Annotated in this window: 22 protein-coding genes; 12 read left to right on the top strand and 10 right to left on the bottom strand. The window is 67.5% G+C overall.

What is annotated here, in order from left to right; all coding sequences use genetic code 11:
- Together flgL and ACSHSS_RS00375 are read left to right on the top strand one after the other, a co-directional pair.
- Positions 1-1,236 carry a flagellar hook-associated protein FlgL gene (flgL, locus tag ACSHSS_RS00380; protein ID WP_054317032.1) on the top strand — a complete coding sequence of 412 codons (1,236 nt, stop codon included), beginning with the start codon at positions 1-3 and terminating at the stop codon, positions 1,234-1,236.
- Positions 1,237-1,592: 356 nt separating this feature from the next.
- A complete protein-coding gene (locus ACSHSS_RS00375) occupies positions 1,593-2,900 on the top strand; it encodes a solute carrier family 23 protein (RefSeq protein ID WP_006402768.1) in 1,308 nt (435 codons plus the stop codon).
- A 121-nt stretch (positions 2,901-3,021) separates the two neighbouring features.
- Here the strand turns inward: ACSHSS_RS00375 and ACSHSS_RS00370 are convergent, their stop codons facing one another.
- Positions 3,022-3,906, bottom strand: coding sequence for a transcriptional regulator GcvA (locus tag ACSHSS_RS00370; RefSeq protein WP_176034260.1), 885 nt, complete (start codon positions 3,904-3,906; stop codon positions 3,022-3,024).
- Between the two features lie 95 nt (positions 3,907-4,001).
- Here ACSHSS_RS00370 and ACSHSS_RS00365 point away from each other — a divergent pair, with 95 nt between their 5' ends.
- Positions 4,002-4,628 carry a chromate transporter gene (locus tag ACSHSS_RS00365; RefSeq protein ID WP_039220414.1) on the top strand — a complete coding sequence of 209 codons (627 nt, stop codon included), beginning with the start codon at positions 4,002-4,004 and terminating at the stop codon, positions 4,626-4,628.
- Complete coding sequence (locus ACSHSS_RS00360; protein ID WP_006402771.1) at positions 4,625-5,152, top strand: chromate transporter; 528 nt, start codon at positions 4,625-4,627, stop codon at positions 5,150-5,152. The genes ACSHSS_RS00365 and ACSHSS_RS00360 overlap by 4 nt, the downstream gene beginning before the upstream one ends.
- A gap of 13 nt (positions 5,153-5,165) precedes the next feature.
- On the opposite strand, the gene ACSHSS_RS00355 is transcribed toward ACSHSS_RS00360, so the two are convergent.
- A complete protein-coding gene (locus ACSHSS_RS00355) occupies positions 5,166-5,504 on the bottom strand; it encodes a hypothetical protein (protein ID WP_105840271.1) in 339 nt (112 codons plus the stop codon).
- Positions 5,505-5,731: 227 nt separating this feature from the next.
- Between ACSHSS_RS00355 and ACSHSS_RS00350 the strand changes: the two genes are divergently transcribed.
- The 8 genes from ACSHSS_RS00350 to ACSHSS_RS00315 all read left to right on the top strand — a co-directional run bounded on the left by ACSHSS_RS00350 (position 5,732) and on the right by ACSHSS_RS00315 (position 12,359).
- The gene (locus tag ACSHSS_RS00350; RefSeq protein ID WP_212160265.1) at positions 5,732-6,442 is read left to right on the top strand and encodes a YoaK family protein; all 711 of its coding nucleotides are present in this window, start codon (positions 5,732-5,734) and stop codon (positions 6,440-6,442) included.
- 281 nt (positions 6,443-6,723) lie between these two features.
- The gene (locus ACSHSS_RS00345) at positions 6,724-7,845 is read left to right on the top strand and encodes a porin (protein WP_006408014.1); all 1,122 of its coding nucleotides are present in this window, start codon (positions 6,724-6,726) and stop codon (positions 7,843-7,845) included.
- 325 nt (positions 7,846-8,170) lie between these two features.
- Positions 8,171-8,398, top strand: coding sequence for a hypothetical protein (locus tag ACSHSS_RS00340; protein WP_035488925.1), 228 nt, complete (start codon positions 8,171-8,173; stop codon positions 8,396-8,398).
- A gap of 238 nt (positions 8,399-8,636) precedes the next feature.
- Positions 8,637-9,992: a glutathione-disulfide reductase gene (gene gor / locus ACSHSS_RS00335; RefSeq protein WP_035952629.1), complete on the top strand. Its 1,356-nt coding sequence runs from the start codon at positions 8,637-8,639 to the stop codon at positions 9,990-9,992.
- A gap of 333 nt (positions 9,993-10,325) precedes the next feature.
- A complete protein-coding gene (locus ACSHSS_RS00330; RefSeq protein WP_146121511.1) occupies positions 10,326-10,574 on the top strand; it encodes a hypothetical protein in 249 nt (82 codons plus the stop codon).
- 20 nt (positions 10,575-10,594) lie between these two features.
- Positions 10,595-11,248, top strand: a complete 654-nt coding sequence (locus ACSHSS_RS00325; protein ID WP_012467433.1) for a CsgG/HfaB family protein — start codon at positions 10,595-10,597, stop codon at positions 11,246-11,248.
- Positions 11,249-11,302: 54 nt separating this feature from the next.
- The gene (locus tag ACSHSS_RS00320) at positions 11,303-11,674 is read left to right on the top strand and encodes a DUF4810 domain-containing protein (RefSeq protein ID WP_006416254.1); all 372 of its coding nucleotides are present in this window, start codon (positions 11,303-11,305) and stop codon (positions 11,672-11,674) included.
- A gap of 10 nt (positions 11,675-11,684) precedes the next feature.
- On the top strand, positions 11,685-12,359 hold the full coding sequence (locus tag ACSHSS_RS00315; RefSeq protein ID WP_006416259.1) for a DUF799 domain-containing protein: 675 nt from the start codon (positions 11,685-11,687) through the stop codon (positions 12,357-12,359).
- Positions 12,360-12,456: 97 nt separating this feature from the next.
- On the opposite strand, the gene ACSHSS_RS00310 is transcribed toward ACSHSS_RS00315, so the two are convergent.
- The 8 genes from ACSHSS_RS00310 to ACSHSS_RS00275 all read right to left on the bottom strand — a co-directional run bounded on the left by ACSHSS_RS00310 (position 12,457) and on the right by ACSHSS_RS00275 (position 22,662).
- A complete protein-coding gene (locus ACSHSS_RS00310; RefSeq protein ID WP_212160264.1) occupies positions 12,457-13,758 on the bottom strand; it encodes an NAD(P)/FAD-dependent oxidoreductase in 1,302 nt (433 codons plus the stop codon).
- A 25-nt stretch (positions 13,759-13,783) separates the two neighbouring features.
- Positions 13,784-15,085, bottom strand: coding sequence for an NAD(P)/FAD-dependent oxidoreductase (locus ACSHSS_RS00305; RefSeq protein ID WP_212160263.1), 1,302 nt, complete (start codon positions 15,083-15,085; stop codon positions 13,784-13,786).
- 120 nt (positions 15,086-15,205) lie between these two features.
- Positions 15,206-16,783, bottom strand: coding sequence for a DUF3138 family protein (locus ACSHSS_RS00300; protein WP_212160258.1), 1,578 nt, complete (start codon positions 16,781-16,783; stop codon positions 15,206-15,208).
- Positions 16,784-16,884: 101 nt separating this feature from the next.
- On the bottom strand, positions 16,885-17,724 hold the full coding sequence (locus ACSHSS_RS00295; RefSeq protein ID WP_006416260.1) for an ABC transporter permease subunit: 840 nt from the start codon (positions 17,722-17,724) through the stop codon (positions 16,885-16,887).
- Entirely contained in the window at positions 17,721-18,704 is a 984-nt protein-coding gene (locus tag ACSHSS_RS00290; protein ID WP_261512965.1) for an ABC transporter permease subunit, read from the bottom strand. The genes ACSHSS_RS00295 and ACSHSS_RS00290 overlap by 4 nt, the downstream gene beginning before the upstream one ends.
- 10 nt (positions 18,705-18,714) lie before the next feature.
- Positions 18,715-19,869, bottom strand: coding sequence for an ABC transporter ATP-binding protein (locus tag ACSHSS_RS00285; RefSeq protein ID WP_006402784.1), 1,155 nt, complete (start codon positions 19,867-19,869; stop codon positions 18,715-18,717).
- Positions 19,870-20,057: 188 nt separating this feature from the next.
- Positions 20,058-21,173 carry a polyamine ABC transporter substrate-binding protein gene (locus ACSHSS_RS00280; protein WP_006402785.1) on the bottom strand — a complete coding sequence of 372 codons (1,116 nt, stop codon included), beginning with the start codon at positions 21,171-21,173 and terminating at the stop codon, positions 20,058-20,060.
- Positions 21,174-21,234: 61 nt separating this feature from the next.
- Complete coding sequence (locus ACSHSS_RS00275) at positions 21,235-22,662, bottom strand: aspartate aminotransferase family protein (protein WP_105778782.1); 1,428 nt, start codon at positions 22,660-22,662, stop codon at positions 21,235-21,237.
- Between the last annotated feature and the right edge of the window lie 20 nt (positions 22,663-22,682).

Raw genomic sequence — 22,682 nt, 5'->3', positions numbered from 1 at the left:
ATGCGGATTTCCACAGCCCAGTTCTACCAGCTGAACGTCGCGCAGATGAGCGACCAGCAGGCGCAGCTCGCGCAGCTGTATCAGCAGATTTCGAGCGGCGTGAGCCTGTCGACGGCCGCCGACAACCCGCTCGGCGCGGCGCAGGCCGTGCAGCTGTCGATGACGTCGGCGACGCTGTCGCAGTACGCGACGAACCAGAACGTCGCGCTGTCGTCGCTGCAGAAGGAGGATCAGGCGCTCACGAGCGTGAACAACCTGCTCAACAGCATCCATTCGATCGTGATCCGGGCCGGCGACGGCGCGCTGTCCGACAGCGACCGGTCGGCGCTCGCGACGCAGCTGCAGGGCTATCGCGACCAGCTGCTGACGCTCGCGAACTCGACCGACGGCGCCGGCAACTACCTGTTCGCGGGCTACCAGTCGACGACGGCGCCGTTCGCGAACGGCACGGGCGGCGGCGTGGTCTACAGCGGCGACCGCGGCGCGCGCCAGGTGCAGATCGCCGACACGCGCACGATCGCGCAGGGCGACGACGGCGCGAGCGTGTTCCTGTCGGTGCCGATGCTCGGCAGCCAGCCGGTGCCGGCCGCCGGCGCGGCGAACCAGGGCACGGCGACGATCGGCGCGGTGACGATCACCGATCCGTCGGCCGCGACGAACGCGCACACGTTCACGATCACGTTCGGCGGCACGTCGGCCGCGCCGACCTACACGGTGACCGACGAGACGGTCGCGCCGCCGACGACCACGGCGCCGCAACCGTATGCCGCCGGCACGGCGATCGCGCTCGGCAACGGCCTGTCGGTGCCGGTGTCGGGCACGCCGTCGCCGAACGACACGTTCTCGGTCACGCCGGCGCCGCAGGCTGGCACCGACGTGTTCGCGACGCTCGACACGATGATCGCGGCGCTGAAGGTGCCGATCGGCAGCGACACGGTCGCGGCCGCGAAGCTCGCGAACGCGATGACGACCGGCACGACGAAGCTCGACAACACGATGACGAACATCCTCACCGTGCAGGCGTCGGTCGGCGGCCGCGAGCAGGAAATCCAGGCGATGCAGGCCGTGAACCAGACGAATACGCTGCAGGTGACCAGCAACCTCGCCGATCTGACGAGCACCAACATGGTGTCGACGATCAGCCAGTTCCTGCAGATGCAGAACGCGCTGACGGGCGCGCAGAAGGCGTACGCGCAGCTGCAGAACCTGTCGCTGTTCCAGTACATCAACCCGTGACGCAACGCGTGCGTCGCCCGATGTGAGCGCCCGCTCACGTCGCGCGACGCGGCAGCGGGCCGCGGGCGCGAGCGGCGTGCGCATAAAAAAGCCGCCCGGCGCAACGCGCGGGCGGCGAGAGGGAGCCACTCACAACCCGCTGCGCCCTGGTATCGCAGCGGTCCGCGTACTGTAGGGCAGCACGCCGCGCGCTGGAAGCGGACAGGTTCGAAATTGCGCAGCCGTCGGTTCGTACTGCCGCGCGCCGTCGAGCGCGCGGGCCGCGCTTGCCAGCCCCATTTCCGCTCCGTAAACTCGCGCGAGTTTCCAGACCGGCGCACCGTCGCAGCCGGCGACCGACAGGAGCCCTTTTTCCCATGTCCGATTCCTACTTCCCGCGCTGGCGGGTGCAGTCGACCGGCGCGTCCGCGCGCGTGGTCGGCCCCGACGAGCGCCTGCCGTGGCCGCAGATGGTCGCGATGGGCGTGCAGCACGTCGTCGCGATGTTCGGCTCGACCGTGCTCGCGCCGCTGCTGATGGGCTTCGATCCGAACCTCTGCATCTTCATGTCGGGCATCGGCACGCTGCTGTTCTTCGTGCTGGTCGGCGGCCGCGTGCCGAGCTATCTCGGCTCGAGCTTCGCGTTCATCGGCCTCGTGATCGCGGTGACGGGCTACGGCGGCAGCGGCCCGAACCCGAACATCCCCGTCGCGCTCGGCGGGATCGTCGCGTGCGGCGTCGTCTACGTCGCGCTCGGCGCGCTCGTGTCGGCGATCGGCACGCGCTGGATCGAAACGCTGATGCCGCCTGTCGTGACGGGCGCGGTGGTCGCGGTGATCGGGCTGAACCTCGCGCCGATCGCGGTCAAGGGCGTGTCGGCGTCGAACTTCGATTCGACGATGGCGCTCGTCACCGTGCTCTGCGTCGGCGGCGTCGCGGTGTTCGCGCGCGGCATGATGCAGCGGCTGCTGATCCTGGTCGGCCTCGTGATCGCGTACGTGATCTATGCGATCGCGACCAACGGCATGGGGCTCGGCAAGCCGATCGACTTCTCGATCGTCTCGCACGCCGCGTGGTTCGGGATGCCGGCCTTCACCGCGCCGGTGTTCGATCCGCACGCGATGCTGATGCTCGCGCCCGTCGCGGTGATCCTCGTCGCCGAGAACCTCGGCCACATCAAGGCCGTCAGCGCGATGACGGGGCAGAACCTCGACCGCTACGTCGGCCGCGCGTTCATCGGCGACGGGCTCGCGACGATCGTGTCGGGCAGCGTCGGCGGCACCGGCGTGACGACCTATTCCGAAAACATCGGCGTGATGGCCGTCACGCGCATCTATTCCACGCTCGTGTTCGCGGTCGCCGCGGTGATCGCGATCGTGCTCGGCTTCTCGCCGAAGTTCGGCGCGGTGATCCAGACCATTCCGGGCGCCGTGCTCGGCGGCGTGTCGATCGTCGTGTTCGGGCTGATCGCCGTCACGGGCGCGCGGATCTGGGTCGTCAACAAGGTCGATTTCTCGGACAACCGCAACCTGATCGTCGCGGCCGTCACGCTCGTGCTCGGCGCCGGCGACTTCTCGCTGAAGATCGGCGGCTTCGGGCTCGGCGGCATCGGTACCGCGACGTTCGGCGCGATCATCCTGTACGCGCTGCTGCGCAAGGAAAAGGAGCCGGGCCCGGTGGTCTGAGCGGTGCGCGCGGCAGCGGGCGGTGCAAGGCCGTCCGCGCGCGGAGCGGGCCGCATGGGCGGCGCCGCGGTGTGGCGGTGTCCTGCCGCCCGCACCGCTTGTTTCGTCGAACCGCGCGGTACTACGCGCCGACGTTCGACTGCGCCTCCAGCCACGCGCAGAACTGCGCGACGAGCGGATCGTCCGCCGGCGCGCGCGGCGCGATCCACCAGTAGCTGCGCGTCGCGATGCGCGGGCCCGCGAGCGGCATCACGAGGCGGCCGCTCGCCAGTTCGTCGTCGATCAGCGGCAGCGGGCCCAGCGCGACGCCGAGCCCGTCGACGGCCGCCTGCAGCGCGAGATAGAAGTGGTCGAACGATTGCCGCTTGCGCGCCTTCATCGTCACGCCGGCCGCCGCGAACCAGTCGCGCCAGCCTTCCGGCCGCGTATCCGAATGCAGCAGCACGTGCCGCACGAGATCGTCCGCGCGCGCGATCGGCGCGCGCTTGAGCAGCGCCGGGCTGCAGACCGGAATCACGCTTTCGTCGAGGAAGTGGCCGCTCGTGCATGCCGGCCAGTGGCCGGGGCCGCGCCGGATCGCGACGTCGAAACCGTCGAGCGTGTCGAGCGGCGCATTCGACGTCGACAGCTTCAGCTCGACGTTCGGCACGTCGCGCTGGAACCGCGACAGCCTCGGCAGCAGCCATTTCATCGCGAAAGTCGGCAGTGCATTGATGCGCAGCACGCGCGCGGTGCCGGTATGGCGCAGCTGCTCGGTCGCGAGCGCGATGCTGTCGAACGCGGCGCGCACGGTGTCGAGATAGCGGCGGCCTTCGTCGGTGAGCTTCACGCGCTTGCCGTAGCGGTGAAACACGGGCTTGCCGAGCCATGCCTCGAAGCCGGCGATTTGCCGGCTGATGGCACCGTGGGTCACATGCAGCTCGTCGCCGGCAGCGCTGAAGCTTTCATGGCGGGCCGCGGCTTCAAAGGCCCGAAGCGCGGAGAAGGGCGGGAGGTCGCGACGCATGCTTGTGATTCTAGATCACAAAGGCGTGTCGATAAAATCGTTTTGCCGCCGCGCGGATCGGCGGTAACCTCGGCCTACTTTCGATGAGGAACCCCATGCCATCCGCTTCTTCGCCGCCCGTCACGCCGCCGCGACGGGTCGGCCTCGCCGAGCTGTTCACCGGCTTTCTGTCGCTTGGGCTCATGTCGTTCGGCGGCGCGCTGCCGTTCGCGCGGCGCACGATCGTCGAGGAGCGCCGCTGGCTGTCCGCCGACGAATTCACCGATCTGCTCGGCCTTTGCCAGTTCCTGCCCGGCGGCAACGTGATCAACCTGTCGGTCGCGGTCGGCATGCGCTTTCGCGGGATACCGGGCGCGTTCGCCGGCATTCTCGGGCTGATCGCGGGGCCGACGCTCGTCGTCGTCGCGCTCGGCGTGCTGTACGCGAAGACGCAGAACGATCCGCGCGTGCAGCACCTGTTTGCCGGGCTCGCGGCCGCGGCGGCCGGGCTGCTCGCCGCGATGGCCGTGAAGGTCGCGAAGCCGCTGCGGCACGCTCGCGCGGCGGCCGGCATCGCGGCGCTCGCGTTCGTCGCGATCGCCGTGCTGCGCATTCCGCTGCTGACGACGATGCTCGTGCTGACGCCCGTCAGCATCTGGCTCGCGGCGCGGCGCCGCGATACCGCCGCGGGCGCTGCCGCCCGCGCGCCCACGCCCGAGCCGCGCGACGGAGGCCGCCGATGAACGACACGCTGATCGCGATCGCAACGATCTTCAGCCAGCTGTCGCTGCTTGCGTTCGGCGGCGGCAACACGATCCTGCCGGAGATGCAGCGGCAGGTCGTCGACGTGCATCACTGGATGAGCGCGCACGAGTTCACCGCGCTGTTCGCGCTCGCGCAGGCGGCGCCCGGCCCGAACATGATGATCGTGTCGCTCGTCGGCTGGCACGTCGCCGGCTGGTCGGGGCTGCTCGTCGCGTCGCTGGCCAAGTTCGGGCCGTCGTCGATCGTCACCGTGCTCGCGCTGCACGCGTGGGAGCGCTTTCGCGACCGGCCGTGGCGCCGCTACGTGCAGCAGGGGCTGATGCCGGTCACGGCCGGGCTCGTCGCGGCGAGCGCGGTGCTGATCGCGCAGGCGTCGAACCGCACGGCGATTCAGTGGGGCATCACCGCGGTCTGCGCGGTGCTCGCATACCGCACGCGGATCCATCCGCTCTGGCTGCTCGCGGGCGGCGCGCTGATCGGACTGACCGGCTTCGGTCAGTAATCGCGCGCAGCGGTTACGGCAACGCAGGTGCGTCGCTGTTCACCGCGCCGAGCAGCCGGCCGCGCTCGCTGCCGACGTCGCTCGTCGCGGCGGGCCAGTCGATCACGTAACCGGCCTCGAGCGCATCGCGCATGATCGTCGCGTAGTCGTTCTTCGTGAGCCGGCCGCCGCGCAGCGCATCGGCGACCTCGCGCTTCAGCTTCGGCGTGAAGTTCGGATACGCGGCGGCGAGCGCCGCATACTGGCGCGCATCGATCTCGCCCGATTCGCGGTTGAAGGCCCAGACGGCCACCAGCACGATCGCGACGAACGGGATCACGGTGTAGCGCAGGAAGAATTTCGCGGGTGTCATGCGGAGCATCGATGAAGCGGGGGCACGCCGGCGTGCGGCGCGCCGGCGTGCGGCGGCACGGCCGGTATACTCGGCGCGCCGCCCGTTGCCGCGACGCGGCGGGCCCGCGCCGCACGACGCGCGTCCGAAGGCGTTCATTATATGGGCCCGCCCGATGCGCCGCGCGTGTCGCGACGGCCGGCCGGGCCCGACCTCGCACCGCGCGCGGTGCGCTACACGGAGGATCGATGGATCTCGACGGCGCCAGCCGCAATCTCACCGTCGCCGCGCTGCTGACCTTGTCCGGCGGCTATCTCGATGCGTACACCTACGTCGGCCACGGCCACGTATTCGCGAACACGATGACCGGCAACGTCGCGCTGCTCGGCATCAATCTGTCCGCCGGCGAGTGGGGCGCTGCGCTGCACCACGTGCCGCCGCTCGTCGGCTTCGTGATCGCGGTGCTGGTCGCGCACCTGCTCGGGCTCGCCGCACAGCGCGGTTGGGTGCGGCACACCGCGTTCGCGAGCCTGATCGTCGAGATCGCGTTTCTCGGCATCGCCGCGAGCGGCATCGTCGGCGCGTCGAGCGCCTGGCTGATTCCCGGCATTTCGTTCGTCGCGACGCTGCAGACGCTGTCGTTCACGCATCTCGAGGAACTGTCGTACACGTCGGTGATGACGACCGGCAACCTGCGGCGCGCAACGCAGAAGCTGTTCGTCGGGCTGATTCCGCGCTACGACGCCGGCGCGCTCCACGATTCCGCGCTGCTTGCGACGATCAGCTCCTGCTTCATGGCCGGCGCGGTGCTCGGCGGATTCGCGACGCGCATCGCGCCGGCCGTCGCGCTGTGGGGCGCGGTGCTGCTGCTCGTCGGCGCATTTGCGGAGATCGTGCGGCGCGCGCGCCGTCGCGCGGGGCGCGGCGACACCGGCGGCGGCGACGCGCAAGCGGCCTGAGCGCGCCGGTTGCGCCCGTCGCGGCCGCCGATTCTTACAGTGGCACGGGCGCGGCCGCGCGCGAAACCGTTGGCGCGCGATGCGCGGCAGGCAAGCCCGCGCGCGCCAAGCGTTGTGCCAGGGCGACAAAACCGCCCGCCGCCGCGGATTCAATTTCTTTCAGCGGTCGGCCTGGTCTTATGATTCAGCCCACATCGCGCGCGCCATGAGCGTGGCGCGATCGCCACCCGGTTGCGCACGCGGCCGGCAATGAACGGAGACACCTACAAAAGGGCAAGCTCATGAAGCAGACCACCAGACTCGCAGCACTTGCAGGGGGCGCGGCGCTGGCTTTCGCCAGCCAGTACGCGGCGGCACAAAGCTCGGTCACGCTGTGGGGCGTCGCGGACGTGAGCGTTCGCTACCTCACCAACGCGAACGCGAACAACGACGGCCTGCTGCAGATGACCAACGGCGCGATCACGAACAGCCGCTTCGGCATCTACGGTACGGAAGATCTCGGCGGCGGCCTGAAGGCGCTGTTCAATCTCGAAAGCGGCGTGAACCTGCAGAACGGCGCATTCGCCGACAGCGGCCGCCTGTTCAACCGCGCTGCGTACGTCGGCCTGCAGAGCCCGTACGGCACGGTCACGCTGGGCCGTCAGAAGACGCCGCTGTTCGATCTGCTGTCGGACACCTACGATCCTCTGACCGTCGGCAACTATCTCGAAAACGCGTGGTTGCCGGTCGCACTCGGCGGCGGCCTGTATGCGGACAACCAGATCAAGTACACGGGCAAGTTCGCAGGCCTGACCGCGAAGGCGATGTACTCGACGGGCACGAACTACGAATCGACCGGCGCCGGCGGCTTCTCCGGCCAGATTCCGGGTTCGCTCGGCAAGGGCAATGCGTGGGGCGTGTCGCTGTCGTACGTGATGGGCCCGCTCAGCATCGCGGCCGGCGCGCAGCAGAACAGCGACAACTCGGCACGCAAGCAGACGATCTACCACGCGAACGTCGTCTACGCGTTCAGCAAGGCGAAGATCTACGCGGGCTACCTGCGCTCGAAGGACGACACGGGCTTCGTCGACAGCCTGCTCGCGCAGCAGACGATTCCGACTGCCAAGGGCACCGGCCGTATCGACGACGGTCCGTTCGCGGGCGTGAGCTGGCAAGTCAGCACGCCGCTGACGCTGACGGGCGCGTTCTACTACGACCACATGCGCAACGCGATGACCGCGAACGGCACGCTCGCGAGCGGCAACCGCTATGCGATCGTCGGTATCGCCGAATATGCGCTGAGCAAGCGCACCGAAATCTACGGCACGATCGACTTCAACAAGACGAACGGCGCGGCCAACGTCGAACTGCCGGGCCGCAGCAACCAGACCGGCATCGCGATCGGTCTGCGCAATATCTTCTGACGAACGTCGGATCGCCGACGCCGGACGCGAGTCCGGCGCGCGCTCGAAGAGGCTCCTGCGGGAGCCTCTTTTTTTGCGCGCGCAACCTTCATATGCGTACGCGACTATTCGGCGAACGCTCCATTGCGCACGGCCTGCGGCGTAAGCCGTTCGTCGGTATTGCCGAACATACTTTGACAGTGCGCGCGACCGCTTTCCGCTACGCTGCCTGCATGGCTCCGGTACTTGCCGGTGCGTAACTTGTGTATCCGGCGATCACAGACACATTGCGCCGGATTTTTTCGTGTGACGATGCACGTCACGATTGCTCGAAAAGGGGTTGACGATGGGTATCCTGAACACCGTAGGCGAAATCGCCGGTGCCGTGGCGGCTGTCGAAGCGGCCGAGAAGCTCGACCCGGATGCGGGCCTGCTGACGAAGGCGGCCGCGGCCGTCGCGGGCTTCAAGGGCGCCGAAGCGCTCGAAGGTCTGCTCGAGAAGAAGGAAGACGCGACCGAACAGGCAGCGGACGACACGCAGGCGACGGACGGCAGCGACACGTCGCAGGCATGAGCATGGCGGCCGGTTCGGCCCGTTCGCGCAGCGCGCGCGAATGCGGCGGACCGGTGCCGCGCGACCGGCGCGCCGGACATGCGGTCGATCGGTGACGCATGACGACCCGGCAGTCGGATTGACCGGCGAGAGGCGACGTCTCTCGCCGTTTTTTATGCGCGCCCGCCGCGGGGGCGTTCCGCACGAATTCCCGAATCTTGCTATCGTGCCGTCATCCTGATCGAGATGAGGGCATGCGATGGACTTCGACTACGACCTGTTCGTGATCGGCGCCGGCTCGGGCGGCGTGAGGCTCGCGCGGATGTCCGCGTCGTACGGCGCGCGCGTCGGCATTGCGGAGCAAGAACAGATCGGCGGCACGTGCGTGCTGCGCGGCTGCATCCCGAAGAAGCTGCTCGTCTATGCCTCGCATTACCCGCACGACATCGAGGACGCGAAGGGCTTCGGCTGGACCTTCGGCGCCGGCACGCTCGACTGGCACGCGCTGATCGCCGCGAAGGATCGCGAGATCAACCGGCTCAGCGACATCTACGTGAACCTGCTGCGGCAATCGGGCGTCGACATGATCGCCGGGCGCGCGACGATCGTCGATGCGCATACGGTCGCCGTCGGCGAGCGGCGGATTCGCGCGCGCCATATCGCGATCGCGACCGGCTCGCGTCCGTCGCTGCCGCCGCGTCCGGGCATCGAGCACGCGATCACGTCGCGCGAGGCGCTGTCGCTCGACGCGCTGCCCGCGCGCATCGCGGTGGTCGGCGGCGGGTATATCGCCGTGGAGTTCGCGGGCATCTTCAACGGCTTCGGCAGCCGCGTCGATCTCTTCTATCGCGGCGAAACGATCCTGCGCGGCTTCGACGACGACGTGCGGCAGTTCCTGTCCGACGAGATGACGAAGCAGGGCATCGCGATTCATACGGGCGCGACGATCCAGGCGATCGAGCGCGCCGACGACGGCACGCTGAGCCTGCGTGTCGGCGACGCAAAGCATGGCCCGTACGATGCGGTGCTGTACGCGACGGGCCGCGTGCCGAACGTCGAAGGGCTCGGCCTCGAGGCGGCGGGCGTCGTGCTCGATGCGCGCGGCGCGATCGCGGTCGACGCGTATTCGGCGACGTCGGTCGATTCGATCCACGCCATCGGCGACGTGACGTCGCGGCCGCAGCTCACGCCGGTCGCGACGCGCGACGGCGCGCTGCTCGCGATGACGCTGTTCGGCGGCCGCCGTGTCGCGACCGATCACGAATGGGTGCCGTCGGCCGTGTTCAGCCAGCCGGAAGTCGCGACGGTCGGTCTCACCGAGGCGCGCGCCCGCGAGCAGTACGGTGCGGTCGACATCTATCGCACGTCGTTCAAGGCGCTGCGCCATACGCTGTCGGGGCGCGACGAGCGCACGCTGATGAAGCTCGTCGTCGCGCGCGACAGCCAGCGCGTGGTCGGCGCGCACATGGTCGGCCGCGAGGCGGGCGAGATCATCCAGGGCATCGCGATCGCGATTCGCGCGGGCGCGACGAAGGCGCAGTTCGACGAAACGATCGGCATTCATCCGACGGCGGCCGAGGAGTTCGTGACGATGCGGCAGAAGGTGGGCGAGTAGCGCGGTGGGCGTGCCGCGAGCCATGCGTGGCATGCGTTCCCGCGTGCTGCGCAAGCGGCGCTATTGCGCGCGATTCGACATGGGCGATATATCGGCGATATCGACATCGATTGATTACCAATCGCCAACCGCCGTCTAGCTTTTGACCCGTCATTCGCCGTCGCGCCAAATCGCCGTTTGCGTCCGATCGGCCGCGATCCCGTATCCCGCCGCGTTCTCCCGGAATAGGACGCAGCGCGCGTTTTTGTCAAAACCGCGTCAATTCTTTTAAAGATTGCACGTCTCGATAAAAGCATTTGCTATCATCGCGCGAAACGATATCCGGGGCCGACGATGCGCGATCAACAGCGCAATCACAATAAAGGGGTGACCGTCGCGCGCGAATCTCGACCGGTTCGCCGCATTTTCGCTAGTGGCCGCAACTCACCCGTTGTGCGCACCTTCCCTTCCTGTACCGCCGTCGCCGGCCTGGCGATGCATGCGCTCGCGCACGCATCGCGTTGTCGTTTGCAGCGCCGGTTCGCCCATGTGCCGGCGTGCCCGTTCCGGGCAAGCTTTTCATCGAAGGAGACCCAGCAGTGACTATTCAGACACGACGCACGATGCTCGTGGCAGCCGCCGCCGTCGCGGCGCTGTCGGGCTGCGCGACCGAATCCTCGCGCACGCTCGACGTGCCGGCCGTCAGCAGCGCGCAGAAGCCGTATGCGGGCAAGCCGGTCGCGATCGCGGTCGGCAAGTTCGACAACCGCTCGAGCTACATGCGCGGCATTTTCTCGGACGGCATCGACCGCCTCGGCGGCCAGGCGAAGACGATTCTCGTCACGCGGCTGCAGCAAAGCCACCGCTTCAACGTGCTCGACCGCGAGAATCTCGACGAGATCAAGCAGGAAGCCGGCTTCATGAAGAAGGCGCAGGCAGTGAAGGGCGCGAACTACGTGGTGACGGGCGACGTGACCGAGTTCGGCCGCAAGGATGTCGGCGATCACCAGCTGTTCGGCATTCTGGGCCGCGGCAAGACGCAGGTGGCCTACGCGAAGGTCAACCTGAACATCGTCGACACGACGACGTCCGAAGTCGTCGCATCGAGCCAGGGCGCCGGCGAATTCAGCTTGTCGAACCGCGAGGTAATCGGCTTCGGCGGCACCGCCGGCTACGACTCGACGCTGAACGGCAAGGTGCTCGATCTCGCGATCCAGGAGGCCGTGAACCATCTCGTCGACCAGGTCGACGCAGGCGCGCTGAAAGCGTCGCAGTAAAGCGGCGCACCGGCATCGCATCGACGATTTTTACTCAACGAAAAGAGAACGCACATGAAACGGGGTATCTGGCTTCCGGCGACGGCGGCCGCATTGCTGCTTGCAGGCTGCGCGGCGCCGAGCACGCCGCCGCTCTATCAATGGAACGGCTATCAGCCGCAGGTGTACGAATACTTCAAGGGCCAGCAGTCGCCGCAGGCGCAGATCGACGCGCTCGAAAAGGCGCTGCAGGAAATTCGCGCGAAGGGCCGCACGCCGCCGCCGGGCTTCCATGCACATCTGGGAATGCTGTACGCGAGCGTCGGCAATGAGCAACGCGCCGACCAGGAACTGCAGGCCGAAAAGCAGCTGTTTCCGGAATCGTCCGCCTACATGGATTTCCTGATGAAGAAGAAATCCGTTCCGCAGAAAACCGCCCAACAGTGACGTGCGCATCATGTTCAAGACACTTTCATTCAAGCTGCTTTCCGTGCTGTCGATCGCTGCGCTGCTGAGCGCGTGCGCGCAGCCGGTCAAACGTCCCGACTACGCGGCATTCAAGAAGAGCCAGCCGCGCTCGATTCTCGTGCTGCCGCCCGTCAACGAGACTACCGATGTCGGCGCAACGTACGGCATGCTGTCGCAGATGACGCTGCCGCTCGCGGAGTCCGGTTATTACGTGGTGCCGGTCGCCGTGATGGACGAGACGTTCAAACAAAACGGCCTGACGAACGCGGCCGAGATCCAGCAGACGTCGCCCGCCAAGCTGCGGGAGATCTTCGGCGCGGACGCCGCGCTGTACTCGAAGGTCAAGCAATATGGGTCGGTCTACCAGGTCGTCGACAGCACGACGATCGTCGCGGCGTCCGCCAAGCTCGTTGATCTGAAGACCGGCGACGTTCTTTGGCAGGGCGAAGGCCGCGCGACCGGCAAGGAAGTCGGCAACAACATGAGCGTGAACGCGTTCGGCATCGTCGGGATGCTCGTGCAGGCGGCCGTCAAGCAGGTCGCGCACTCGCTGAGCGACGAAGCGCACGACGTGGCCGCGCTGACGAGCAGCCGGCTGCTCTCGGCGGGGACGCCGAACGGGCTGCTGTACGGCCCGCGTTCGCCGAAGTACGGCACCGACTGATCGCATCGTCGCGACGCGTCGCTGATTGCACGGCTGCGCATTCGCGCAGCCGTTTTTTCTGTGCAGTGGCCTTGAGCGCCGCACGCGCCCCGAGCGCTCAATGCACGCCGAACGCGTCGAGCAGCCGGTACCAGCTCATCGCGAGCACGAGCGCCGGCGTGCGCAGCGCGGCGCCGCCGGGAAAGTCGCGATGGCGGATCCGGCCGAACAGGTCGAAGCGGCTCGCCTGCCCGTCGATCGCTTCCGCGATCAACTTGCCCGCCAGCGCGGTCGTGTTCACGCCGTGCCCCGAGAAGCCCTGCGCGAAATACAGCGTCGGCGCGATGCGGCCGAAGTGCGGCGCGCGGTTCATCGTGATGTCGACGAAGCCGCCCCATGCGTAGTCGATCTTCACGTCGGCGAGCTGGGGGAACGTCTTCAGCATGTCGCGGCGCATCGCCTCCGCGAGATTGCGCGGCGGCAGCGTCGAATAGCTGACCTTGCCGCCCCACACGATGCGCGTGTCGGGCGCCGGCCGGAAATAGTCGAGCACGAAGCGGCTGTCGCAGATCGCCGCGCGTGCCGGCATCAGCGCGGCCGCGCGCGCGTCGCCGAGCGGTTCGGTCGCGATCACGTAGGTGCCGACGGGCATGATCTTTTTCGACAGCGCGGGCGCGAGCGTGCCGACGTAGGTATTGCACGCGAGCACGACGTAGCGCGCACGCACGTGACCGCGTTCCGTCTCGACCAGATGCCCGCCCGCGATGTCGCGCACGCGCGTCGCGCAGCTGTCCTCGTGAATGCGCACGCCGGCCTCGGTCGCCGCGCGCGCGAGCCCGAGCGTGTAGTTGAGCGGATGGAGGTGGCCGCTGTCCGGGTCGTACAGGCCGCCGCGATAGCGCGTCGACTGCACGTAGTCGCCGAGATCGGCGCCGTCGACGAAGCGGAAACGGTCGTAGCCGAAGCGCGTCGCCGCTTCGTCGCGCCAGCGCTTCAGCGCATCGACGTCGCGCGCAGTATTCGCGGCGGTCAGGTAGCCCGGCACGAACGCGCAGTCGATGCGGTGCTGCACGATGCGCGACTTCACGAGCGACAGCGTTTCGAGCCCCATGTCCCAGATCCGCTTCACGTCCTCTTCGGGCATGAAGCGGCCGAACGTGTCGATGTCGCAGGCGAAGCCGCCGATCAGCTGCCCGCCGTTGCGGCCGCTTGCGGCCCAGCCGACGCGCGACGCCTCGAGCACGGTCACCGAATGGCCGCGCTCCGCGAGATTGAGCGCGGCCGACAGCCCCGTCAGCCCGGCGCCGATCACGCAGACGTCGGCGTCCGTGGCGCCGGCGAGCGGCGCGTGACGCGTGACGTCGTTGGCGGTCGCGGCGTAGTACGACGCGGTGTGCGGCTGGTTCGCGAATGTCTGCATGGTCGAAAGACGAAGAAGAAGGAAGTCAGAACAGCTCGCGCACGCGGTGATACAGCATGCCGAGTTCGAGCGCCGGTTGTCGCCACGCGTCGCCGCCCGGAAAGCGACGATGGCGCACGCGCGCGAACAGGTCGAAGGTGCGCGTGTCGCCGGCGATCGCGTCGGCGATCGCGCGGCCCGCGATGCCGGTCAGCGCGACGCCGTGCCCGCTGAAGCCCTGCACGTAGAAGAAGTTCGGATCGAGCGCGCCGAAGTCCGGCGCGCGGTTGCGCGTGACGTCGACGAAGCCGCCCCACGCGTGTGCGACGCGCACGTCCGCGAGCTGCGGGAACACGCGCACCATGCGATGCCGGATCGCATCGGCGAGCGTGTCGGGCGACGCGCCGGCCGAATTCGCGCGGCCGCCGAACAGCATCCGGTTGTCGGCCGACAGCCGGAAATAGTCGAGAAAGAAGTTGTTGTCGCACACGGCTTCGCGCCGGGCGATCAGCGCATCGGCGCGATCCTGCGCGAGCGGTTCGGTCGCGATGATGTACGACGCGATCGGCGCGATGCGCGCGGCCGTCGCGGCCGGCAGGATGCCGCCCGGCCCTGCGTTGCAGCACGACACGACGAAGCGGCAGCGCACTTCGCCGCCGGGCGTACGCACGACGGGCCGTGCCCCGCGCACGACGTCGAGCGCCGGCGTATGCGCGTGCAGGGCGACGCCTTCGCGGCGCGCGGCATCGGCGAGACCGAGGCAGTACTTCAGCGGATGCAGATGGCCGGACAGCGGATCGTGGACGCCGGCGAGATAGCGCGTCGACGCGATGCGCGTGCCGATCGCATCGGCATCGAGCCAAGCGAGCGACGGATGGCCCCAGCGCGACGTCGCCGCGTCCATCCACGCGCGCAAGGCGTCGACGCCGCGCGGCTTCGTCGCGACCGTCAGATAGCCGCGCGTGAAGTCGCAGTCGATGCCGTAGCGCGCGATCCGCTCGGCGATCAGCGCGAGGCCGTCGAACGACAGCGACCACGCGGCGCGCGCACCGTCGGCGCCGAGCTGCCGCTCGATTTCGTCGTCCTTCGCGAAGCCCGCGATCGCCTGGCCGCCGTTGCGGCCGGATGCGCCCCAGCCGGGACGGTGTGCATCGATCACCGCGACCGACAGCCCGCGCGCGCGGCAGTCGAGCGCCGTCGAGAGCCCGGCGAAACCGGCGCCGATCACGCACACGTCGACGTCGACCGTGCGGTCGAGCGGCGCATCGTCGGCCGCGCGTACGACCGACGCTTCGTAGTACGAGTCGCGCGCGAGCGCATCGGCGCGGCGGGCAAAAGACTGCTTCATGAACGGACTCCTGAATGGCGACCGGCGGCGATCGTGCGGCACCGCGCGCCGGCCGGCCGAAACGACGCGGGACGCGCGGCACCGTGCGCCCGCGCGAACGCGCGAACGCGCGAACCGCGATCAGAACGAATAGATGAACTGCGTCGCGAGCAGATCGTTCGACTTGCCGTACGAGCCGTCGTTGCGCAGGAACACCTTGTTGTTCGCCCAGTCGTGCCGGTATTCGACCTTCACGGTGATCTGCTGCGTCGGATAGAACAGCAGGTCGAGCGCGACGTCCTGACGGATCGCGCCCTTGCAGTCGAAGCCGAGTCCGCCGTTCGCCCTCGACGTCGCGAGGCAGTCCGCGTCGACGCCGAAACCGTTGTACGGATCCATCCCGTTGCCGTTCAGCGCGATGCCGCCGCCACCGCCGCCGTTCTTGCGGTTCACGAGCGCATCGTAGCGCAGCGTCACGCCCATGCGGCCGACCACCGGCGCGTTGAACTTGCGGTGCGCGAGCAGCGACAGCCCGTACCACTGCGCGAGCCCGCCGTTGTACGCCGCGTGCTGCTGCTGGCCGTAGTCGAGTTCGGCGTTGTATTGCACGTCGGCGAGCGTGTAGGTCGCATCGGCTTCCGCGAAGAAGAACGTGCCGTAGGCGCTCGGCGCGGCGCCGCCGACGCCGTACGACACGTTGCCGGTCGCCGGGTCGATCGCGCTCGGCAAGGTCTGGCGGCCGATGTTGAACGACCCGCCGATGTCGAGCGCGCTCGACCAGGTGTAGTCCGCGCGTGCGGTGAAGGTCGGCACCTTGTTGCTGGTCGTGATCGGATCGCCGAGCGCGTTGGTGCCGGTCTGCGTGACCGAGCCGTAGGTGCGGTACTGCTCGTTGCCGAGGAAGAACTTCCACGCCCAGGCGCCCTTCGTGTAGTTCATGCCCGCGCCGATGTAGCTGCCCGGATCGGAGAAGTCGTACAGCAGGTTGTGCGTGAGCGTGAGCATCTGGTTCGACTGCTGGACCTCGTAGCCGCCGAAGCTCGGAATCAGGCCGGCGACGAGTGTCGTCGTCGCGCTGATCGGCACGTTGACGACCGCCGTGTTCAGCAGGTTGTCGGTAATCGAGCCGCGCGAGTTTTGCAACAGCGTGATCCCGTTGCCGCGGTTCGGCATCAGCGTGATCTCGGCCGACGGCGCCATCGGGCCGACGCCGAACGTCTTCTTGATGTCGAGATAGAGATCGCCGAACGTGCTGTTGAAGTAGTTGTACGCGTTCTCGTGGTTCGCGAACAGGAACGACGACGTGCCGGCCGCGCGGTTGTAGATGTAGGTCGGGTCGATGTAGCCGGTCACCGACAGCCCCGCGAGCGGCCCGGTGTTCGCCGCGTCGGTCAGCGTGTCGACCTTCAGTTGCTGGCTCGCGATCTGCTGCTTCATCTCGGTCACGTCGTCGTTGGTCAGCATGGCCGGCGCCTTGCCGTAATCGGGCGAGCCCGGATCGGCGGCGACCGCGACCGGTGCGATGGCGGCCTTCGTGCCGCCCGACGCATTCGCGGCGGCGCCCGGCCGCGCGGCGAGCTGCGCCTGCATCGCCTTCATCTGCTGCTGCAGCGCGGCCACCTGTGCCTGCAGTGCCTTGATCTGCGCGGATGTCGAGTCGGCCAGCGCGATGCCCGGCAGTGCGCCGGCCACCAGCAGGCAGATCAGTTTCTTCTTCATTGCGGATTCTCCTTGTCGTGCGCGTCGTCAGTGCGTGGTCGAACGGCGCGCCGCGCAACGCGACGCGCCGGGTTGTTTTCGGTACGGATGGAAGGGCTGGCTTACGCGGCCGCGAACGCGTGCTTCAGATCGGCGATGCGTCGGCGTTCGCGCGCGATCATCATCTGGTTCACGACGATCACGCCGATCGTCACCGCGGTGATGAACAGCGTCGCGAGCGCGTTCATCTCGGGATTGAGCCCGAGCCGCACGCGCGAGAACACGACGAGCGGCAGCGTCGTCGAGCCGGGGCCCGACAGGAACGCCGACAACACCAGATCGTCGATCGACAGCGTGAACGACAGCAGCCACCCCGACAGCAGCGCCTGCGAGATCAGCGGCAGCGTGACGACGAAGAACACCTTCAACGGCGTCGCGCCGAGATCGAGCGCCGCCTCCTCGAGCGACTTGTTCATCTCCTTCACGCGCGACTGCACGATGATCGCGACGTACGACACGCAGAGCATCACGTGGCCGATCCAGATCGTCACCATCCCGCGCCCCTTCGGCCAGCCGAACATCTGCTCGAGCGCGACGAACAGCAGCAGCAGCGAGATCCCCTGAATCACTTCGGGAATCACGAGCGGCGCGTTGATCATCCCCGTGTAGAGCGTGAAGCCGCGGAAGCGCCCGAAGCGCGCGAGCACGAAGCCGGCCCAGGTGCCGATCACGACCGACGCGGTCGCGGTCAGCAGGCCGATCTTCAGCGACAGCCAGGCGGCCGTCAGCAGTTCGTCGTCCTGCCAGAGCGCCGCATACCACTTCAGCGAGAAGCCGGACCACACGGTGACCAGCTTCGACTCGTTGAACGAGTACACGACGAGGCTGATGATCGGGATGTAGAGAAACAGGAAGCCGAAGGCGAGAACGCCCGTCGACAGCGGTTTGCTCGGCTTGATCATTTCGCTTCCTCCAGTTCCTTGACCTGGTAGTACTGGAACAACGCCATCGGCACGAGCAGCAGCACCATCGCGACGGTGACCGCGGACGCCATCGGCCAGTCCATGTTGTTGAAGAACTCATCCCACATGACGCGCCCGATCATCAGCGTGTCGGCGCCGCCGAGCAGCTCCGGAATCACGTATTCGCCGACGGCCGGAATGAACACGAGCAGGCTGCCCGCGATGATGCCGTTCTTCGACAGCGGCAGCGTGATGCGCGTGAACGCGACCCACGGCTTCGCGCCGAGGTCGTACGCGGCCTCGAGCAGCGTGAGGTCCATCTTGACGAGGTGCGCGTACAGCGGCATCACCATGAACGGCAGGTACGAATAGACCATCCCGATATAGACGCCCGCATCGCTGTGATAGAGCCGCAGCGGCGTGTGGATGATGCCGAGCGCGATCAGCGCGTGGTTCAGCAGGCCGTCGTCCTTCAGGATGCCGATCCATGCGTACACGCGAATCAGGAACGACGTCCAGAACGGCAGCATCACGGCCATCATCAGCACGTTGCGCGTGCCGGGCTCCGAGCGCGCGATGTAGTACGCCATCGGATAGCCGATCAGCAGGCAGAACACCGTCGATACGGCCGCCATCTTCAGCGAGCTGAGATAGGTCGCGACGTACAGGTCGTCCTGCAACAAAAACGCGTAGTGCGACAGCTGCAGCGCGAAGTGCACGACGCCGTCCTTGACCTGCAGGAGCGACGTGTACGGCGGAATGCCCATCACCTGATCGGCGAAGCTGATCTTCAGCACGAGCACGAACGGCAGCGCGAAGAAGACCGCGAGCCACAGGAACGGCACGCCGATCGCGACGCTGCGCCCGGACGGCAGCAGGCGCGACAGCGTGGGGAAACGCGCGCGGCGGCGCGGCGCCGCGGCAGCCGGCACGGCGCCGGGCGACACCGGCGCGGACGAAGTGGAAGCGGAGGTTCTCATCGTCGGCTCCTCACTGCGTCAGCACGACGCCGCTCGCCGGCGACCACGAGACGAACACGTCGTCGTTCCACGACGGCGCGCCGTCGTGCATGAGATGCGAGCTCGACAGGTTCGACACGACCGTCTTGCCGCTCGGCAGCCGCACGTGATACAGCGAGTAGCTGCCCATGTAGGCGATATCGGTGACGACGCCGCGCGCCCAGTTGTGCGGCGCGTTCGGCTTCTCGCGCGACACGTGCACGCGCTCCGGGCGCACCGAGATGCCGACCGGCATCCCGAGCGGGCCCGTCACGCCGTGGCTCACGTACATGCGTGTTTCGAGATCGTCGCTCTCGACGAAGATGTGGTCGGGCTCGTCCTCGACGACGCGGCCCTCGAACAGGTTCGTCGAACCGATGAATTCGGCCGAGAAGCGGCTGTTCGGATACTCATAGACTTCGCCCGGTGTGCCGATCTGCACGATGCGGCCTTCGCTCATCACCGCGAGGCGGCTCGCCATCGTCATCGCTTCTTCCTGATCGTGCGTGACCATCACGCAGGTCACGTCGACCTTGTCGATGATGTTGACGAGTTCGAGCTGCGTCTTCTGCCGGATCTTCTTGTCGAGCGCGGACATCGGCTCGTCCAGCAGCAGCAGCTTCGGACGCTTGACGAGCGAGCGCGCGAGCGCGACGCGCTGCTGCTGGCCGCCCGACAGCTGGTGCGGCTTGCGCTTCGCGTACTTGCTCATCTGCACGAGCGCGAGCGCATCGGCGACGCGTTCGCGAATCTCGTGCTTCGGCGTGCCTTCCTGCTTCAGCCCGAACGCGACGTTCGATTCGACGCTCATGTGCGGAAACAGCGCGTACGACTGGAACATCATGTTCACCGGCCGGCGGTACGGCGGCAGCGACGCGAGATCTTCGCCGTCGACGTAGATCTTGCCGGACGTCGCGGTTTCGAGGCCGGCGAGCATGCGCAGCAGCGTCGACTTGCCGCAGCCCGAACTGCCGAGCAGCGCGAACAGCTCGTTCTTCGCGATCGTCAGGTTCACGTTGTCGACGGCGGTGCTGTCGCCGAACTTCTTCACGACGTTTTCGATGCGCACGAACGCGTCGTTGGCGGGACGGACGGCCGCGGCCGGCTGCACGTGGCGCGCAGCGGCGGAAGAGGGAATCGATTGCATGGGAGTCACCATTCGTTCTTCACGGATTGCAGGCGCGAGCGCTCCCGCACGAGGCGCGCAACGCGACTCGCGGAAAACGGCTCGGGCCGGATGGAACAGGTGCGCGCGGCGCGCGCGGGCGGACGCTGTCCGCGAATGTCAGGCGCGCGGCAGGCGGGCGGCCTGCGCGACGCCGTGCGGCATCGCGGTCAGTGGCCGGTCTTCAGCTGCGCCCACAGACGGTTTTCCAGCCGCAGGATCTCGGCCGGCATCGGCTTCATCAGCACCATCTTCTTCAGCACCTCGTCGGACGGATACACGGTCGGGTCCTGCGCGACGGCCGGCGTCACGAACTGGCGCGCGGCCTTGTTCGCGGTCGGATAGAACACGGTGTTCGTGATGGCCGCGTTGACCTTCGGATCGGACACGTAGTTGATCCACTTCAGCGCGTTCTCGGGATGCGGCGCGTCCTTCGGGATCACCATCACGTCGAACCACAGCAGCCCGCCTTCCTTCGGATTGGCGAAGCGGATGTCGTACGAGCGCTTCGCTTCGGCCGCGCGGCGATGCGCGATGCCGACGTCGCCCGACCAGCCGAGCGCGACGCAGACGTCGTTGTTCGCGAGGTCGTTGATGTAGCCCGACGAGTTGAACTGCGTGATGTACGGGCGGACTTTCTTCAGCACGTCGAACGCGGCCTGATAGTCGGCCGGATTCGTGCTGTTCGGGTTCTTGCCCATGTATTGCAGCGTGGCCGCGAATACGTCGACGGCCTGATCGAGGATCGACACGCCGCAGCTCTTCAGCTTCTCCATGTTGGCCGGATCGAACACGAGCGCCCAGCTGTCGACGGGCGCCTTGTCGCCGAGCGCCTTCTTCACCGCCTGCACGTTGTAGCCGATCCCGTCGGTGCCGTATGCCCACGGCACGCCGTACTGGTTGCCCGGATCGGCGTCCGCGATCATCTTCATCAGCACCGGATCGAGGTTCGCGAGATTGGGCAGCTTCGATTTGTCGAGCTTCTGGTACACGCCGGCCTGAATCTGCTTGGCCATGTAGTTCGACGTCGGCACGACGATGTCGTAGCCCGAGCTGCCCGCGAGCAGCTTGGCCTGCAGCGTGTCGTCGCTGTCGTAGTTGTCGTACTTCACGTGGATGCCGGTCTGCTTCTGGAAGTTCGGAATCGTGTCCGGCGCGATGTAGTCGGACCAGTTGTAGACGTTCAGCTCGTCGGCATGCGCCGATGGGCTGGCGACGGACGTGAACGCGGCTGCTGCGGCAAGGGCAGCGGCGGAGCAGGCTTGACGAAGAAAGCGAGCACGCATGGTGGAGTTCCCCTGGTTGTGGCGGCGTGCGGCGCCCGCCGCACACCTGTAGGCAAAGCCGTTACGAAAGGCCCAGCTGCTGGGCGGTCGCATCGACGGCCCGCTTCGCCTTCGACACGAGTTCATCGATTTCCTGCCGCGAGATCACGAGCGGCGGCGACAGCAGCATCCGGTCGCCGGTCGCGCGCATGATCAGGTTGCCGTTGAAGCAGAAGTCGCGGCAGATCGTGCCGACGTCGCCGCCGTTCGCGAAGCGGCGGCGTTCGGCCGGCGCCTCGGCGAGCTGCAGGCTCGCGACGAGCCCGTGGCCGTGCACTTCGCCGACGATCGGATGACGTCCGAACGTCTCGCGCATCAGTGCCTGGAAGTACGGGCCCGTGTCGCGCTTCACGCGCTCCACGATGCCCTCGTCACGCAGTAGCTTGAGGTTCGCGACCGCCACCGCCGCGGCCACGGGATGCCCCGAATACGTGAGCCCGTGATTGAATTCGCCGTTGTCGATGATCGGCCGCGCGACGCGTTCGTGAATGCCGACCGCGCCCATCGGCACGTAGCCCGACGTGAGCCCCTTGGCCATCGTGATCAAATCGGGTTCGAAGCCAAAGTGCTGATGCGCGAACCATTCGCCGGTGCGGCCGAAGCCGCCGATCACTTCGTCGGCGACGAGCAGAATGTCGTACTTGCGGCAGATCCGCTGGATTTCCGGCCAGTACGTCGACGGCGGAAAGATCACGCCGCCCGCGCCCTGGAACGGCTCGCCGATGAATGCCGCGACGTTCTCCGCGCCGAGCTCGAGAATCTTCGCTTCCAGTTGCTGCGCACGCGCGAGGCCGAACGCTTCGGGCGTCTCGCCCGGCTGCGCTTCGCCGAAGAAATACGGCTGATCGATATGGACGATGTGCTCGACCTTCGACGGCATCTGCTCGTGCATGTAGCCCATGCCACCGAGCGTGCCGCCCGCGATCGTCGAGCCGTGATAGCCGTTCTTGCGCGAGATCACGTACTTCTTCTGCGGCTTGCCCTGCACGCGCCAGTACTGATGCACGACGCGCAGCACGGTGTCGTTGCCTTCCGAGCCGCTGTTGCAATAGAAGAAGTGGTTGAAGCCGGGCGGCGTGACTTCGGCCAGCATTGCCGAGAGTTCGATCACCGGCGGATGCGTGGTCTTGAAGAACGTGTTGTAGAACGGCAGCTCCTGCAGTTGCCGATAGGCGGCGTCGGCCAGCTCCTTGCGGCCGTAGCCGACGTTCACGCACCAGAGCCCGGCCATGCCGTCGATGATCTTGTTGCCGTCGGAGTCCCACAGATAGACGCCGTCGGCCTTCACGATCACGCGGCTGCCCGCGCGGTTCAGCGCGCCCATGTCGGAGAACGGATGGATGTGGTGCGCGGCGTCGAGCGCGCGGTATTCGGCGGTCGAGCGCGCCTGCGTCGCGCGGGCCGCCGGTGCGGCGGGCTGGATCCACGCGGATTCGTTGCGATAGGTCATGTTTCCTCCGGATTGCGGTT

The sequence above is a fragment of the Burkholderia sp. BC1 genome, assembly GCF_052683555.1.
The sequence above is the reverse complement of the archived record's forward strand: the minus strand, read 5'-3'. Positions and strand labels throughout refer to the sequence as shown.

Bases quoted from the DNA above. Each gene is read 5' to 3' on its own strand.
- flgL (WP_054317032.1), top strand. From the start codon at position 1: ATGCGGATTTCCACAGCCCAGTTCTACCAGCTGAACGTCGCGCAGATG.
- ACSHSS_RS00375 (WP_006402768.1), top strand. From the start codon at position 1,593: ATGTCCGATTCCTACTTCCCGCGCTGGCGGGTGCAGTCGACCGGCGCG.
- ACSHSS_RS00370 (WP_176034260.1), bottom strand. From the start codon at position 3,906: ATGCGTCGCGACCTCCCGCCCTTCTCCGCGCTTCGGGCCTTTGAAGCC.
- ACSHSS_RS00365 (WP_039220414.1), top strand. From the start codon at position 4,002: ATGCCATCCGCTTCTTCGCCGCCCGTCACGCCGCCGCGACGGGTCGGC.
- ACSHSS_RS00360 (WP_006402771.1), top strand. From the start codon at position 4,625: ATGAACGACACGCTGATCGCGATCGCAACGATCTTCAGCCAGCTGTCG.
- ACSHSS_RS00355 (WP_105840271.1), bottom strand. From the start codon at position 5,504: ATGACACCCGCGAAATTCTTCCTGCGCTACACCGTGATCCCGTTCGTC.
- ACSHSS_RS00350 (WP_212160265.1), top strand. From the start codon at position 5,732: ATGGATCTCGACGGCGCCAGCCGCAATCTCACCGTCGCCGCGCTGCTG.
- ACSHSS_RS00345 (WP_006408014.1), top strand. From the start codon at position 6,724: ATGAAGCAGACCACCAGACTCGCAGCACTTGCAGGGGGCGCGGCGCTG.
- ACSHSS_RS00340 (WP_035488925.1), top strand. From the start codon at position 8,171: ATGGGTATCCTGAACACCGTAGGCGAAATCGCCGGTGCCGTGGCGGCT.
- gor (WP_035952629.1), top strand. From the start codon at position 8,637: ATGGACTTCGACTACGACCTGTTCGTGATCGGCGCCGGCTCGGGCGGC.
- ACSHSS_RS00330 (WP_146121511.1), top strand. From the start codon at position 10,326: ATGCGCGATCAACAGCGCAATCACAATAAAGGGGTGACCGTCGCGCGC.
- ACSHSS_RS00325 (WP_012467433.1), top strand. From the start codon at position 10,595: ATGCTCGTGGCAGCCGCCGCCGTCGCGGCGCTGTCGGGCTGCGCGACC.
- ACSHSS_RS00320 (WP_006416254.1), top strand. From the start codon at position 11,303: ATGAAACGGGGTATCTGGCTTCCGGCGACGGCGGCCGCATTGCTGCTT.
- ACSHSS_RS00315 (WP_006416259.1), top strand. From the start codon at position 11,685: ATGTTCAAGACACTTTCATTCAAGCTGCTTTCCGTGCTGTCGATCGCT.
- ACSHSS_RS00310 (WP_212160264.1), bottom strand. From the start codon at position 13,758: ATGCAGACATTCGCGAACCAGCCGCACACCGCGTCGTACTACGCCGCG.
- ACSHSS_RS00305 (WP_212160263.1), bottom strand. From the start codon at position 15,085: ATGAAGCAGTCTTTTGCCCGCCGCGCCGATGCGCTCGCGCGCGACTCG.
- ACSHSS_RS00300 (WP_212160258.1), bottom strand. From the start codon at position 16,783: ATGAAGAAGAAACTGATCTGCCTGCTGGTGGCCGGCGCACTGCCGGGC.
- ACSHSS_RS00295 (WP_006416260.1), bottom strand. From the start codon at position 17,724: ATGATCAAGCCGAGCAAACCGCTGTCGACGGGCGTTCTCGCCTTCGGC.
- ACSHSS_RS00290 (WP_261512965.1), bottom strand. From the start codon at position 18,704: ATGAGAACCTCCGCTTCCACTTCGTCCGCGCCGGTGTCGCCCGGCGCC.
- ACSHSS_RS00285 (WP_006402784.1), bottom strand. From the start codon at position 19,869: ATGCAATCGATTCCCTCTTCCGCCGCTGCGCGCCACGTGCAGCCGGCC.
- ACSHSS_RS00280 (WP_006402785.1), bottom strand. From the start codon at position 21,173: ATGCGTGCTCGCTTTCTTCGTCAAGCCTGCTCCGCCGCTGCCCTTGCC.
- ACSHSS_RS00275 (WP_105778782.1), bottom strand. From the start codon at position 22,662: ATGACCTATCGCAACGAATCCGCGTGGATCCAGCCCGCCGCACCGGCG.